The organism is Halomonas sp. SH5A2 (genome assembly GCF_014263395.1).
Taxonomy (GTDB): Bacteria; Pseudomonadota; Gammaproteobacteria; order Pseudomonadales; family Halomonadaceae; genus Vreelandella.
Map to the genome: position 1 here is coordinate 3,698,111 of NZ_CP058321.1, position 13,496 is coordinate 3,711,606.

Sequence of the window (13,496 nt, forward strand, 5' to 3'; positions counted from 1 at the left end):
TGCGCAACCGCCCATTGCGCAAGCTAAGCGGTGGCGCAAGCCCGGCGAACAACGTTGTGTTTACCACCAGGCATGAAAGTGGTGCACCGGGCCACGCCCGTTACCCACGTTCAGCCTTACGCTGGCCTCCAGGCCGGCATGCAGCCACTGCTTGGCCTCGGCAATCGCAGCGACCGGGGCGTCATTTTCAGCCCCGACCGGAAGCTTGGCCAGGCAGGCGGCAATGGCTGACGACAGCGCGCAGCCGGTGCCGTGCAGATTCTCCGTGGCGATCCGCGACGCTGGCAGCCAGCGATGCTCATTGGGCGTCGCCAGCAAATCGGGGCAGGTCTCACCCCGCAGATGGCCCCCTTTGAGCACCACATAGGGCGCGCCAAGCTGTGTCAAGCCCGGCAGCATCGCTTCCATCTCATCCAGTCCTGTGGGCGATGGCGCGTCGAGCAGCACAGCGGCCTCGGGCAGGTTCGGGGTGATCACGTCCGCCAGCGGCACCAGAATATCGCGCACCGCGCGAATGCCTTCATTATCAACCAGAATATCGCCGCTTTTGGCCACCATCACCGGGTCGAGGACGATCCACCTCGGCCGACGCTGGCGTAGCACATCAGCAATCACCTCGGCCACGTCGCGGCTGGCGACCATGCCGATCTTGACCGCATCGATCTCGACATCATCCAGCAGGTTCTCCAACTGCTCACGAATCGCCTGGGGCGACACCGGATGTACCGAGGCGACGCCGCAGGTATTCTGGGCAATCACCGCCGTGATCACATTGGTACCGTAGACCCCGAGCGCCGAGAAGGTTTTCAAATCGCCCTGCAGCCCAGCGCCACCGGACGGGTCGGAGCCGGCGATGGTGAGCACATTACGCAGTCGGGAATCAGTAGACATGGTGATCCTCGGATAAAAACAGTATTCCGCTAGGATACCCAAGCCGAAGCGTTTGTGCTGCCCTAAAAACACAAATGGCCGCCCGTAGGCGGCCATTACATGCAAGGCTAGGCGTATTATTCGCCGCTATCGCCTTCAGGGTTACGCGCGTTGTAGTAAGCCTGCTCGGAGATCGCGTGGTAGTCTTCGACCTTCTCCTGGAAAGCCTGATAGGACTCGTAAATCCGCGTCGCCATTTCACTGGACTCTGCAAGCTCAGCAACGACATCTGCCGAGTGCTCGCGTGCCTGCGCTAGTACATCATCAGGAATGCGGCGCAGCTCGACATCATGCTCGTTGACCAGCGTTTCCAGCGCATCGTTATTACGCGCCGTGTACTCGTCCAGCACGTTGGCATTGACGTCGCGCACGGCGGTTTTCAGGATCGCTTGCAGATCCGCGGGCAGTTCGGCCATGGCCTCTTCGTTAACGATCGCCTCAAACATCACGGTCGGCTCGTGCCAGCCCGGATAATAGTAGTAGTCAGCCGCCTGGTGCAGACCAAAGGCCAGGTCATTGTAGGGGCCGATCCACTCGGTAGCGTCGATCGCGCCTGACTGTAGCGAGGTGAAAATTTCACCGCCCGGCATGTTCACGATCGCCACGCCCATGCGGCTCATGACTTCGCCACCCAGGCCAGGCATGCGCATTTTCAGGCCATCCAGGTCATCAACCGAGTTGATCTCCTTGTTGTACCAGCCGCCCATTTGCACGCCTGAGGCACCGGCCACCAATACGTCGACGCCAAAGTCATCGTAAAGCTCGTTCCACAGCTCCATGCCGCCACCGAAGTGCAGCCAGGCGTTCATTTCCTGGGCGTTCATGCCAAACGGCACGGCGGCAAAGAACTGGGCGGCGGGGGCCTTGCCCTTCCAGTAATAAGAAGCGGAGTGACCAAGCTCAGCGGTACCGTCTGAAACGGCATCAAAGACTTCAAACCCGGGTACCAGTTGACCAGCACCGAAGACTTCGATGGTCAAGCGGCCATCCGACATTTCATTCACAAGCTCGGCAAGGCGCTCTGGGCCTTGGCCGACACCCGGGAAGTTTTTCGGCCAGGACGTGACCATTTTCCAGCGGAATTCTTCTTCTTGAGCCTGGGCGTGATTATCAATGCTCGATACCGCCAGCAAGCTAGCGGACATGGCAGTCGTCATGGCAATGGCGACGGGGAGTGTTTTGGCTTTCATACGTGAACCCTCTTACTTTGTATTATTACTGTTTGGGTAGAGAAAACACCGCCCAGCATCATGTGCTCTTGAATCTGCCAGACGGCTTACGGCAAACGTTCAATGTGTTATTTGATTGCCTTTTAATTAGGTTGCCATTTCTTTGCGTTGACAACAGCGACGCGTTTCAACTCGTTATTAGCCAAATTGCGCGGGTAGCCACGTTGCCAACTGCGGGAAGAACGTCAGCATCAACAACATGCCCAACTGCATCAGAATAAACGGAATCACGCCGCGATAGATAGCCGAGGTCGGCACCGACGGCGGCGCCACGCCGCGCAGGTAAAACAGCGCAAAACCAAACGGTGGTGTCAGGAACGATGTCTGCAGGTTAATCGCAATCATGATGCCAAGCCAGATCGGGTCGAGCCCCATGGCGAGCAGAATCGGCCCCACGATGGGCACCACCACAAAGGTGATTTCGATAAAGTCGAGAATGAAGCCAAGCAGGAAGATAACCAGCATCACGATGATCGTCGCGCCGACCACCCCGCCGGGCATGCCTTCAAACAGCTCGGTGACCATGTGTTCGCCACCATAGGCCCGGAACACCAGCGAAAACAGCGCCGCCCCGATCAGAATCAAAAACACCATGGTGGTGACATTGGTCGTCGAACGCAGTACGTCTTTAAGAGTCGCCATATCCAGCTGGCGATAGGCCACCGCCAGCACCAGGGCACCAAAGGCGCCTACCGCCGAGGCCTCGGTGGGTGTTGCAAAGCCGCTAAGGATCGACCCTAGCACGGCCACAATCAGCACTACGGGCGGCACCAGCCCCTTGAGCAGCAGCATGCCCAGCCCCGAGGTGTGGCCAAGCTCTTCCATCAGCTCTTGTCGGTCGGCCGCGGGTGCCATATGCGGGCGCCACCACGCGATGACCGCTACATAAATCATGTACATCATCACCAGGATTAAGCCCGGCACCAGTGCGCCCATGAAGAGATCACCCACCGATACCGTTTTCGGGCTAAAAATCCCCATATCCAGCTGCGCTTGCTGATACGCCGATGACAGCACGTCACCCAGTAGTACCAGCGCGATGGAAGGTGGAATAATCTGACCCAACGTGCCGGTGGCACAGATTGTGCCCGTCGCGAGCGAGGTGCTATAGCCACGCTTCAACATCGTCGGCAGCGACATCAGGCCCATGGTGACCACGGTCGCCCCGACGATACCCGTAGAAGCGGCCATCAACATGCCCACCAGCGTAACGGAAATCCCCAACCCGCCGCGCAGCGAACCGAACAGCAACGCCATGGCATCGAGCAGCGTTTCGGCAACCTTGGACTTTTCCAGCAACACGCCCATCAGGACAAACAGTGGCACCGCCAACAGCGTCTGGTTGGTCATGATGCCGTACAGGCGGTTGGGCAAGGCGGCTAGATAGCCGCTGTCAAAATTAGCATCAACGCCAATGGCTTCAAGTCCCAGCCCCATCCCGGCAAACAGCAGCGCCGTGCCTGCCAGCGAGAGCGCCACGGGAAAGCCGAACATCAATACAATGCAGATGACGGCAAATAACACGATCGGCATAAATTCCAGCATCAAAGGCGCTCCTCAAGGTGGTCATCATCCTTGGCGGGCACTATGCGACCGGCCAACACGTAACCGTTACGCACCACCTCAATCACGCCTTGCACGATCATCAGCAGGGCAAACAGCGGTATCAAGGTCTTCAGCGCAAAGACGGCCGGAATGCCGCCGTGGTCAGGAGAGCTTTCGAGAATGCGCCAGGAATTAGTCACGTAACCCAGGCTCGACGCAATGATGAACACCATCACCGGCATCAATAACATTAAAATACCCACCACATTGATGAGGGCCTGGCGACGTGGCGACATTCCCCGATAGAAGATATCGACCCGCACGTGACCGTCATGCCGAAAGGTATAGGCCGCGGCGAGCATAAAGACGCTGGCATGCATGTACATCACCAGCTCTTGCATGAAGATGCTGTTCACGCTGAAAACATAGCGGAGCAGTACAATCGCGAACTGAATCAGCATCATAATGATGATCAGCCACGCAAGGGATCGTCCGAACCACTCTGAAGCGCGGTCCAGCGCACTTATCAACGCAGGTAGTTTTGTTGTGTCCGACATGGAAGTGTCTCGCGTAAAACGGCTAAGAGGAGTCAGCGACCCAGACAATAGCGTAAATACGCCGACATTGCAGCGTCCCTAAACAGCGAGACGCGCTTATTATTAAACGCTTGAGCGAATCGCCGCCAGACAGGCGTCGGGAAGCGGCAGATCGACAGCGATTGGGAGATGGTCAGAGAACAGATGATCCAAAACCTGCACGTCCACTACCTCAAGGGATTGGGAGAGCAGAATATGGTCCAGCGCCCGCCGCGGCTGCCAGGATGGGTAGCTCAACAGAGGTTTTACCGGGTGTAGCGGCAGGGCGTCATTGAAGCGCTCGTGGGCATGCAACTGGTCCGGCGTGCAGTTCAAATCTCCCATCACCACCACATGGCGCAGCGGTTGGATAATTTCACTGAGGTAGTTGAGCTGCCTCACTCGACCGCGATGGCTTAGCGCCAGATGCGCGACAAAGATATGCAGCGCATCAGGCCCCTCACCAAAGCGCGCGTGGATGGCACCGCGCCCCGGCATTGCACCTGGCAAACGGTGCTCTTCTATCTGACTGGGAACCAGCCGCGACAGCAGCCCGTTGCTGTGCTGGGCAATACGCCCCAGGTTGCGGTTCAACTGCTGGAAATGGTGGGGCAGCCCCGCCTTGGCAGCCAGGTATTCGACCTGGTTAACACGGCTCGAGCGAAAACTGCCGCCATCAACTTCCTGAAGCCCGACCACATCGAACTTGCCCATTACCTCGGCCATCAATGCCAGCCGCTGCAAGCGCTGGGGATGCGGCAGAAGATGCTGCCAGCTGCGCGTCACGTAGTGGTGATACGCCGAGGTCTGAATACCGACCTGGAGATTAAACGTTAACAGACGCAAGTGGCCGCTGCTCAGCAGCGGCGCGTGTGCCTCCCGTTCTTTCATGCAAAACCCCGTGTCGAATGCAGCGTCACACAGCGTTACTCTTCGCGCGCTTCACGTACCTGATCAACCAGGGCATCCGCGACATTGGGCATGTTTTCCAGGCTACCGGCGCTGCTTGGTGTCACAACGTAGCGACCATCAATCACCAACGCGGGCACGCCCATCAGGCGCATATCGCGCATGCGGCTATTGGCTTTGTTCACGTTGCTGCGAACGTTAAAGGCCGTGAGGGCTTCTTGGGCTTCCTCTTCGCTAACGCCGTAATCGGTAAAAAACGCGGCGATCTCGTCTTCATCGGTCAACGAACGCTCGTCCTGGTGGATAGCGTCGAAGAAATCCGCGTGCAGGTCCTCTTCAATGCCGAGTTCTTTAGCGGCGTAGAAGGCGTTGGCATGGGTATTCCAGTCGCCGCCCATGGTCGCCGGCATTTTTTCAATCGTCACGTCATCATCGAGGGTTTCAGCCCACTCGTTAACGTGTGATTGCAGGCGGTAGCAGTGCGGGCAACCAAACCAGAACACATCGAGCACTTCAATTTGCCCTTCATCGACCTGGGTCTCTACCGGCTCGTCGAGCACTTCATAGTGTTCTCCTTCAACCAGCTCTTGGGCACTGACTGCCGCTGACAAGCTTAGACCGGCAACCGCAACCATTAACGTTTTCAGCATAGTGACTCTTCTCCGTGGGAAAGCGACCTTATGACCCCAGCGCCCGGCTGGGGTTCCGCGCTTGGCAAGGCAAGTGATAAATAACATGAGCTTATTGAGGGTGGTCGTTTAATTCAAACCCAGCAGGTAATTAGCTACTGCCTGCATGTCGTCATCGCTCATTTTGGTCGCGATATCGCGCATTACACCGTTGGGATCGTTGTCCCGGGCACCGGCGGCAAAGTCCTGCAGGGTGCTGACCGTGTAATCGATTTGCAGTCCCGAGAGCGCTGGATACGCCGCACTGCCTATTCCCCAGCCGGTCGGCGTATGACAGGCACTGCAGGCCGGGATGCCACTTTCCATGTCACCGGCCCGATACAGCTCTTCGCCACGGGCCAACAGCGCTTCGTCATCATCAGCCTGGCCAAGATGAGGATCTTGCTCGGCGTAAAAGGCGGCAACGTCCCAGGCATCCTGGTCATCGTAGTCATCCACTTGCCCCGCCATCTGCGGCACCTCTCGGCGACCGTCACGGATATCCATGATTTGCTTGGCAAGGTAAGACATCTGCTGGCCCGCCAAATGAGGGAATGTCGGTGTGGGGCTGATGCCGGCTTGCCCATGACAAGCCGCACAGGGCGTTGCCAGGGTTTCACCGGCGGCGGCGTCAGCCTCCGACCGAGGATCTGCCGCAGCGGTCCCCACGGCACCCAAGGAAATGGCCAGGCTTGCCAGTAATGTTCTCATCGCAATTCCATTATGGTTGGTGTTATTAAAGCCTCCGCACGACACACAAGCTGACACGTTGGTCGCTGCCCGGCAGAGCACGGTGTTACACTACCCGCGGGCCATAGAAACCCATCTGTGTGCAGTATAGCGAAGCCTCCAAATTGCAGAAATCTTGTCGCGCATTGTTGGTCACCTTATTGATTGTTTTTATCTTTGTTTGTCAGGATTAATGCCATGCCTACCCCCCATGATAGTTCAGCTGTGCGACTTAATTACCCCACCGCGCAATTTATGACCAGCGCCCCCACGCTCGCCCTCTGCCCGGACGATACCGGTGCCGAAGTGGCGTTTGCCGGGCGCTCGAACGCAGGGAAATCCAGCGCAATCAACGCCCTTACCCAGCAGAAAGCGCTGGCCCGTACCTCGCGTACACCGGGGCGCACCCAGTTGATCAACTTCTTTAGCGTCATGAATGATGAGGCACGTCGCCTGGTCGACCTACCCGGCTACGGTTACGCCAAAGTCCCCGAAACCGTCAAGCAGGAATGGCAGCAACACATGTCTGACTACCTGCGCGGCCGCTTCAGCCTGCGCGGGCTGGTGTTGTTGATGGATGTACGCCACCCGCTCACCGAGTTTGACCAGATGATGCTGGGTTTCGCCGACCAGCGTGACATGCCGGTGCATATTCTGCTCACTAAAGCCGACAAGCTGAAAAAGGGCCCTGCCAGCGCAGCGTTACAGAAAGTACGTTCAAGCCTGAAGGAGTGGGAGGACTTGGTGTCGGTTCAGCTGTTTTCGTCGCTCAAGCGTGACGGAGTCGACACCCTCGCACAGCGCCTCGACCAGTGGCTGAAAACGCCTCAGTAGGGCGCTTTTAACCTCGCCAGCACGCCGCGCAGCTCTCTCACGTGGCCAATCTGGTGGACGCCCTCGGGCAGCGCGTCGCTACGCGTCTCGCTGATCCACACCGCGTGCATGCCCAACTGCAGTGCCGGTACTACGTCTTCTTCCCAGGAGTCGCCCACGTGCATGGCGTTTTGCGGCGCGACCTCGAAGCGTTCAAGCGCGGCAAGAAACGCCGTGGGGTCGGGCTTGGGGGCCAGTAGTTCACCGGCGGCAATCGCCACTTCAAAGTAACCTGCCAACGGCTGACGTTTGAGGTGGATATTGCCGTTGGTAATCGCCGCCAGTCGATATCGCTGCCCAAGATCCGCCAATAACTCGGCAGCTTCGGGGTGCGGCGTCACCTGCACGCGCAGACGATGGAATTCATTCATTGCCGCGGCGGCCCATAGCGTTGCGGCACTGCGCGGCAAGCCTTGCGCCTCCAGTTGCGCTTCCAGGGCACGCAAACGCAGCCAGGTGAAGTCGCCACGCCGCTCGGGCACTTCAATGGCCAGCCGTTGGCGGCGTTGCAGATAATCCTCGAGTCCTTGATCAAAACCTAGCCCCCACGGCGGCCAGCGGCGCTCGTCCAGCCAGGCAGTCAGGTTTTCCAGCAGCCAGCCGTAATGCCCGGTTTCCGTGCGCGCCATCACACCGCTGTTATCCCAGAGGGTATCGTCTAAATCGAAGGTAATCGCTTTGAGAGAGGTCATAGCTCGCTCCGTGGGCGGCGTTTTGCGCGGGGATGTGCGGCATCGTAGCTGGTTGCCAGGTGCTGCCAGTCCAGCCGCGTATAGACCTGGGTGGTCGAGAGGTTGGCATGCCCCAGCAACTCCTGCACCGCGCGCAGATCCTGGCTGGACTCGAGCAAATGGCTGGCAAATGAATGACGTAGCCGGTGAGGATGCAAATGCTCGGGGAGCCCCCGCTCAATGGCAAGCGTAGCCAGGCGCTTTTGAATCGCCCGGTGCCCCAAACGTGCCCCGCGCTGGCCGACAAACAGCGCTGGTTCAGCGTCAGGCGCCCAATGAGGTCGTACGCTCAACCAGGCCGCCAGCGCCTGCTGGGCTCGGCGCCCCACCGGTACCTGGCGGGGCTTACCGCCTTTCCCCAGCACCCGTACGCGATGGTCCTGAAGGGCCTCGAGGTCGAGTGACGCCAACTCCGCCAGGCGCAGCCCGCTTGAATAGAGCAGTTCCAGCATTGCCTGATCGCGGCGCGCCAGTGGCGAGTCATCGTGCGGCGCATCCAGAAAACGCGCCAGCGTATCGACATCCACCGGGCGCGGTAAGTGCTGGGGTTGCTTGGGCGTACGCACCAAGTCAAGGGGGTTATCGGCGATAACCCCTTGCTTCACCAGGTAATCGGCGAAGCGCGATAACGCCGCGCGGCGCCGGGCCAGGCTGCGTGGCGCAAGCCCCCGACGGCGCTCTTCCCCCAGAAACGCACGCAGTAGATGCTGGTCGAATGCGGCGGCATCATCGCCCTGGTGCTCAATAAACCCGCACAGTGCGCTAATATCCTGGCGGTAGGCAGCAACAGTCGCCTCGCTTGCGTGGCGTGCGAGCGAGGCGAGAAAAGCCTCAGCGTGCTGGCGGGTGGCGTCGTCATTCATGGGGTGGGGGTCAGGCGAATCAGCAGCCGTGCCACGATGTCGCCAAGGTACTCGGTAAACAGCGTGTCCATACTTGCGCGGTACTGCTCGGCATCGGGGCTGGCAATCAGCAAGTAGCCCAGGGGCTCTCCCGCCGAGAGCCGCGAAATGGCGCATGAACCCGCCTTGCGCGGCGCTTTGACGTGAGGCAGCAAACACTTCCAGTCGCTGACGCTGAGCTTGGCGCAACGGCTGGTGCGACCATCGAGCAACGCCGCCAATCGGGCACTGGCATGCTGATCCAGCACATGACGGGGCGGCTGCGGGAGTGAGGGTTCGTCATCGCTTAATGTCGCGGGGCACCATAGCGCCATAGCGGGGGTATTGAAGCGCTCACTCAACTGGGTGGCCAACGCCTGGGCCAAAGCGTCACGCGTGTCGGCTTCCACCAGCGCCAGCAGCGTTTCGCGCAGCCGCCGGTACTGGGCCTCGTTATGGCGGGCGGTTTCCAGCAAATGCTCAAGACGCCCTTCGGCGGTCTCGGCGCGCTGGCGTAAATCGATCACCAGGCGCTCGAGCAGCGACACTGCCCCTTCAATATGCGGATGAGGAACCTGCAACTGCTGCAACAGCCCTTCCCGCCCCACGAAAAAATCGGGATGACGCGCCAGCCAAAACGCGACTTGATCGGGGTCGAGCGTTTTGCGCGGTTCTGGGGCTTGAGACATCGCCGTTCTCCTTGGGTTAGTCAAAGACTGCTTGTTCGATAGGTTGTTCACAAACGCTAATAAATCGCCACCCGGCCGTCGAAGACATGCGTCGCCGGGCCCACCATGATCAGCGGTGACTCGGGTGACGACCACTCGATACTCAACTCGCCGCCAAGTAAATGGACGCGCACCGGGCTTTTTAACAGCCCCTGGCGGATACCACTGGCGACGGCGGCGCAGGCCCCGGTACCACAGGCTAGCGTTTCGCCACTGCCGCGTTCAAATACCCGTAGCCGGATTTCGCTCGCTGACAGCACCTGCATAAAACCAGCGTTCACCCGTTGAGGGAAGCGCGGATGCGCTTCGATCAGCGGACCCAAACGCGCCACGGGAGCGGTATCAACGTCATCGACCTGTAGCACGGCATGGGGGTTGCCCATCGATACCACGCCCAGCGGCAACGTTTCGCCGTTTACCTCGACCTCGTGCAACGGCTGGTCGCCCGGCGCGTCGAACGGCACGGCTGACGGATTAAAGCGCGGCTGGCCCATATCGACGCGTACCATGCCGTCGTGCTGAACGTTCAATACCAGCGGGCCGCCAGCGGTTTCAACACGAATTTCGTGCTTGTGAGTCAGACGCTGTTCACGAACAAAGCGCGCAAAGCAGCGCGCCCCATTGCCGCAGTTTTCGACTTCGTTGCCATCAGCGTTATAAATCCGGTAGCGAAAGTCCATATCGGGGTCGCGGGGCGGCTCCACGATCAACAGTTGGTCAAAACCGATGCCAAAGCGCCGATCCGCCAGTTGCTTGATTTGCTCGTCACGCAGGCGGGCGCGCTGGGTGACCAGGTCGACCACCATGAAGTCGTTGCCGAGGCCGTGCATTTTGGTGAAGTGCAAAAGCATTAAACGCCTCCTTCGGGCAGCAAGGCTTCACCGGCCCACAGGCTTTCCAGCGTTTCACGGGCGCGCACCAAGTGACAGCGCTCACCGTCCACCATCACTTCAGCGGGGCGCGGGCGGCTGTTGTAGTTGGAGGCCATGACAAACCCATAGGCGCCGGCGGAGCGCACGGCAAGGAGGTCGCCGGCGGCAATCGCCAACTCGCGGTCCTGGCCCAGGAAGTCGCCCGTTTCACAGACCGGCCCCACCACGTCGTAGGTCGAGGTGTCCCGCGCCGAGCGCGTATCCACCGGTACAATCGCCTGCCACGCCTGATACAACGCCGGGCGAATCAGATCGTTCATGGCGGCATCAACGATGGCAAAGTTCTTGGTTTCGCCAGGCTTTAAAAACTCCACGCGGGTGAGCATGATCCCGGCGTTGGCAGCGATCGAACGACCGGGTTCGAACAGCAATGTCAGTTGCTCACCGCCTTCCCAGCGCGACAGCCGGGAGAGCAGCTGGCTGGCGTAGTCAAACGGGTGGGGCGGCGTTTCATCGCGGTAGGGCACGCCAAGGCCGCCACCCAGGTCCAGATGATCGATCTCGATGCCACGCTCGCGCAGACGCTCCATGAGCACCAGCAAACGCTCAAGGGCATCCAGAAACGGCGCGGTTTCGGTGAGCTGCGAACCAATATGGCAGTCCAGGCCCTTGACCTGCAGGTTGGGCAGGCTCGCCGCTAGTTCGTACACCGTCAGGGCGTCGTCGACAGGAATGCCGAACTTGTTATCCTTGAGGCCAGTGGAAATGTAGGGGTGGGTGCCCGCGTCCACATCGGGGTTGACCCGCAGTGACACCGGCGCCACCTTGCCCAGCTCGCCCGCCACGGCGTTCAGCCGCTCAAGCTCGGGGCGCGACTCGACGTTGAAGCATTTGATGCCCACTTCAAGCGCACGGGCCATCTCAAAGGGCTGTTTGGCCACGCCGGAAAACACCACCTTGGCCGGGTCACCGCCGGCCTTGAGCACACGCTCAAGCTCGCCCACAGAAACGATATCAAACCCCGCGCCCAGCTTGGCCAATAGCCCCAGCACGGCGATATTGGAGTTGGCCTTTACCGCGTAGCAAATCAGGTGTGGGTGGCCGCCCAGCGCTTCGGTGTAGGCGCGGAAATGGCGCGTCAGGGTTGCCTTTGAATAGACGTAGCAAGGCGTGCCGTATGTCTCGGCGATACGGTCAAGCGGGACATCTTCGGCAAAAAGCAGGCCGTCACGGTCGTTAAAATGATCCACTTAACCCTCCTGCTGATCGACATTGTCGTCGTCGGGCAGATAGAGCGGCCCTTTTTGTCCGCAGCCCACCAGTAACAAGGCGACCACGGCGAGTAAGGCGAATTTTTTCATTGCGCTTCCCCTTTCACAGCGGCCAGTGCCTCGCGGGCGCGCTGGGCGGCGGCGCGTACCTGGTCGGGGGCCGTCCCGCCGATATGGTTGCGCGCGGCGACAGAGCCTTCCAGCGTCAGCACCTCGAACACATCCTGCTCAATGGTGGCCGAGAACTGCTTGAGCTCGTCGAGCGTCATTTCCGAAAGGTCTTTCTCGGCCTTCAGGCCGTAGGCCACCGACTGGCCGACAATTTCGTGGGCATCGCGGAAGGCCACGCCCTTGCGAACCAGGTAATCGGCTAGATCGGTGGCCGTGGAAAAGCCTTTGCGCGCCGCTTCGAACATGTTGGCTTTCTTGGGCTCGATGGCGGGCACCATATCGGCAAAGGCTTTCAGGCAGTCGTGGACGGTATCCACAGCGTCAAAAAGCGGCTCCTTGTCTTCCTGGTTGTCCTTGTTATAGGCCAGCGGCTGGGACTTCATCAGCGTCAGCAGGCTCATCAAGTGACCATACACGCGGCCGGTCTTGCCGCGCACCAGCTCGGGCACGTCAGGGTTCTTCTTCTGCGGCATGATCGACGAGCCGGTACAGAAGCGGTCGGGCAAATCGATAAAATCAAACTGGGCGCTGGTCCACAGCACCAGCTCTTCGCTCATGCGCGACAGGTGCATCAACAGAATGCTGGCGAAACTGGTGAATTCGATGGCGAAGTCGCGATCGGACACGGCGTCCAGCGAGTTTTCCGCCGGACGCTCAAAGCCCAATAGTTCCGCGGTGACGTGGCGGTCGATCGGATAGGTGGTACCGGCAAGCGCTGCGGCGCCCAGCGGCATCACGTTAATCCGCTTGCGGCAGTCCAGCAGGCGCTCATGATCCCGGGCAATCATCTCCTGCCAGGCCAGCAAATGGTGGCCAAAGGTCACCGGCTGGGCAGTCTGCAGGTGGGTAAAACCAGGCATGATGGTGTCGGCTTCGCGGTCGGCAAGCTCGGTCATGCCTTCGCGCAGGCGAACAAGCTCGGCTTCAATGACGTCGATGGCATCACGCATGAACAGGCGGATGTCGGTGGCCACTTGGTCGTTGCGCGAGCGCCCGGTGTGCAGCTTTTTACCGGTAATGCCGATTTTGTCGGTCAGCCGGGCTTCGATGTTCATGTGCACGTCTTCCAGCGGCACCGACCACTCGAACTCACCGCGCTCGATTTCGCCCTTGATCTCGCTCAGACCATTGATAATCGCGTCACGCTCGTCGTCGGTCAGTACGCCGACGCGCGCCAGCATCGTTGCGTGGGCGATAGATCCCTGGATATCCTGGCGCGCCAGGCGTTGATCAAAATTGACGGACGCGGTAAAGCGTTCAACAAAGGCGTCGGTGGGCTCGCTGAAGCGACCGCCCCAAGACTGGTTCGTAGCTTGGCTCATCGGAGGCATATCCTGCTGACAAAACAATTAGAGTCGATAGCGGAAAGTGTAACAGAGTCGCC

15 protein-coding genes are annotated in these 13,496 nt (G+C 59.7%); 1 reads left to right on the top strand and 14 read right to left on the bottom strand.

Annotated features, from left to right (window positions below):
* Nucleotides 1-60 precede the first annotated feature (60 nt).
* The 7 genes from thiD to HXW73_RS17075 form a co-directional block, all read right to left on the bottom strand.
* Entirely contained in the window at nucleotides 61-891 is an 831-nt protein-coding gene (gene thiD, locus HXW73_RS17045; protein WP_186254213.1) for a bifunctional hydroxymethylpyrimidine kinase/phosphomethylpyrimidine kinase, read from the bottom strand.
* 116 nt (nucleotides 892-1,007) lie between these two features.
* On the bottom strand, nucleotides 1,008-2,120 hold the full coding sequence (locus HXW73_RS17050; protein ID WP_186254214.1) for a TRAP transporter substrate-binding protein: 1,113 nt from the start codon (nucleotides 2,118-2,120) through the stop codon (nucleotides 1,008-1,010).
* Between the two features lie 177 nt (nucleotides 2,121-2,297).
* Nucleotides 2,298-3,704, bottom strand: coding sequence for a TRAP transporter large permease (locus HXW73_RS17055; RefSeq protein WP_186254215.1), 1,407 nt, complete (start codon nucleotides 3,702-3,704; stop codon nucleotides 2,298-2,300).
* Nucleotides 3,704-4,261 carry a TRAP transporter small permease subunit gene (locus HXW73_RS17060; RefSeq protein ID WP_186254216.1) on the bottom strand — a complete coding sequence of 186 codons (558 nt, stop codon included), beginning with the start codon at nucleotides 4,259-4,261 and terminating at the stop codon, nucleotides 3,704-3,706. The genes HXW73_RS17055 and HXW73_RS17060 overlap by 1 nt, the downstream gene beginning before the upstream one ends.
* Nucleotides 4,262-4,363: 102 nt before the next feature.
* A complete protein-coding gene (locus HXW73_RS17065; protein WP_186254217.1) occupies nucleotides 4,364-5,170 on the bottom strand; it encodes an endonuclease/exonuclease/phosphatase family protein in 807 nt (268 codons plus the stop codon).
* A gap of 35 nt (nucleotides 5,171-5,205) precedes the next feature.
* Entirely contained in the window at nucleotides 5,206-5,838 is a 633-nt protein-coding gene (locus HXW73_RS17070; protein ID WP_186254218.1) for a thiol:disulfide interchange protein DsbA/DsbL, read from the bottom strand.
* Between the two features lie 108 nt (nucleotides 5,839-5,946).
* Nucleotides 5,947-6,567 carry a c-type cytochrome gene (locus tag HXW73_RS17075; RefSeq protein WP_186254219.1) on the bottom strand — a complete coding sequence of 207 codons (621 nt, stop codon included), beginning with the start codon at nucleotides 6,565-6,567 and terminating at the stop codon, nucleotides 5,947-5,949.
* A gap of 216 nt (nucleotides 6,568-6,783) precedes the next feature.
* Here HXW73_RS17075 and yihA point away from each other — a divergent pair, with 216 nt between their 5' ends.
* Complete coding sequence (yihA, locus tag HXW73_RS17080; RefSeq protein WP_186254220.1) at nucleotides 6,784-7,419, top strand: ribosome biogenesis GTP-binding protein YihA/YsxC; 636 nt, start codon at nucleotides 6,784-6,786, stop codon at nucleotides 7,417-7,419.
* On the opposite strand, the gene HXW73_RS17085 is transcribed toward yihA, so the two are convergent.
* From HXW73_RS17085 to argH, 7 genes are read right to left on the bottom strand one after another with little or no spacing between them, the layout of a single operon-like run.
* Nucleotides 7,413-8,150: an HAD family hydrolase gene (locus HXW73_RS17085; RefSeq protein WP_186254221.1), complete on the bottom strand. Its 738-nt coding sequence runs from the start codon at nucleotides 8,148-8,150 to the stop codon at nucleotides 7,413-7,415. The two genes, yihA and HXW73_RS17085, sit on opposite strands and share 7 nt — an antisense overlap.
* Nucleotides 8,147-9,052 carry a tyrosine recombinase XerC gene (locus HXW73_RS17090; RefSeq protein ID WP_186254222.1) on the bottom strand — a complete coding sequence of 302 codons (906 nt, stop codon included), beginning with the start codon at nucleotides 9,050-9,052 and terminating at the stop codon, nucleotides 8,147-8,149. The genes HXW73_RS17085 and HXW73_RS17090 overlap by 4 nt, the downstream gene beginning before the upstream one ends.
* Nucleotides 9,049-9,759, bottom strand: a complete 711-nt coding sequence (locus HXW73_RS17095) for a DUF484 family protein (protein ID WP_186254223.1) — start codon at nucleotides 9,757-9,759, stop codon at nucleotides 9,049-9,051. The genes HXW73_RS17090 and HXW73_RS17095 overlap by 4 nt, the downstream gene beginning before the upstream one ends.
* Before the next feature lie 56 nt (nucleotides 9,760-9,815).
* Nucleotides 9,816-10,649, bottom strand: coding sequence for a diaminopimelate epimerase (dapF, locus tag HXW73_RS17100; protein WP_186254224.1), 834 nt, complete (start codon nucleotides 10,647-10,649; stop codon nucleotides 9,816-9,818).
* Entirely contained in the window at nucleotides 10,649-11,920 is a 1,272-nt protein-coding gene (lysA, locus tag HXW73_RS17105; protein ID WP_186254225.1) for a diaminopimelate decarboxylase, read from the bottom strand. The genes dapF and lysA overlap by 1 nt, the downstream gene beginning before the upstream one ends.
* Entirely contained in the window at nucleotides 11,921-12,031 is a 111-nt protein-coding gene (lptM, locus tag HXW73_RS17110) for an LPS translocon maturation chaperone LptM (protein WP_186254226.1), read from the bottom strand.
* Nucleotides 12,028-13,434: an argininosuccinate lyase gene (gene argH, locus HXW73_RS17115; RefSeq protein ID WP_186254227.1), complete on the bottom strand. Its 1,407-nt coding sequence runs from the start codon at nucleotides 13,432-13,434 to the stop codon at nucleotides 12,028-12,030. Before argH ends, lptM begins: the two co-directional genes overlap by 4 nt.
* Between the last annotated feature and the right edge of the window lie 62 nt (nucleotides 13,435-13,496).

Coding starts and splice junctions, on each gene's coding strand:
- HXW73_RS17065 (WP_186254217.1), bottom strand. CDS start 5,170: ATGAAAGAACGGGAGGCACACGCGCCGCTGCTGAGCAGCGGCCACTTG.
- argH (WP_186254227.1), bottom strand. CDS start 13,434: ATGAGCCAAGCTACGAACCAGTCTTGGGGCGGTCGCTTCAGCGAGCCC.
- HXW73_RS17095 (WP_186254223.1), bottom strand. CDS start 9,759: ATGTCTCAAGCCCCAGAACCGCGCAAAACGCTCGACCCCGATCAAGTC.
- HXW73_RS17090 (WP_186254222.1), bottom strand. CDS start 9,052: ATGAATGACGACGCCACCCGCCAGCACGCTGAGGCTTTTCTCGCCTCG.
- thiD (WP_186254213.1), bottom strand. CDS start 891: ATGTCTACTGATTCCCGACTGCGTAATGTGCTCACCATCGCCGGCTCC.
- lptM (WP_186254226.1), bottom strand. CDS start 12,031: ATGAAAAAATTCGCCTTACTCGCCGTGGTCGCCTTGTTACTGGTGGGC.
- dapF (WP_186254224.1), bottom strand. CDS start 10,649: ATGCTTTTGCACTTCACCAAAATGCACGGCCTCGGCAACGACTTCATG.
- HXW73_RS17060 (WP_186254216.1), bottom strand. CDS start 4,261: ATGTCGGACACAACAAAACTACCTGCGTTGATAAGTGCGCTGGACCGC.
- HXW73_RS17055 (WP_186254215.1), bottom strand. CDS start 3,704: ATGCTGGAATTTATGCCGATCGTGTTATTTGCCGTCATCTGCATTGTA.
- HXW73_RS17070 (WP_186254218.1), bottom strand. CDS start 5,838: ATGCTGAAAACGTTAATGGTTGCGGTTGCCGGTCTAAGCTTGTCAGCG.
- HXW73_RS17085 (WP_186254221.1), bottom strand. CDS start 8,150: ATGACCTCTCTCAAAGCGATTACCTTCGATTTAGACGATACCCTCTGG.
- yihA (WP_186254220.1), top strand. CDS start 6,784: ATGCCTACCCCCCATGATAGTTCAGCTGTGCGACTTAATTACCCCACC.
- HXW73_RS17050 (WP_186254214.1), bottom strand. CDS start 2,120: ATGAAAGCCAAAACACTCCCCGTCGCCATTGCCATGACGACTGCCATG.
- HXW73_RS17075 (WP_186254219.1), bottom strand. CDS start 6,567: ATGAGAACATTACTGGCAAGCCTGGCCATTTCCTTGGGTGCCGTGGGG.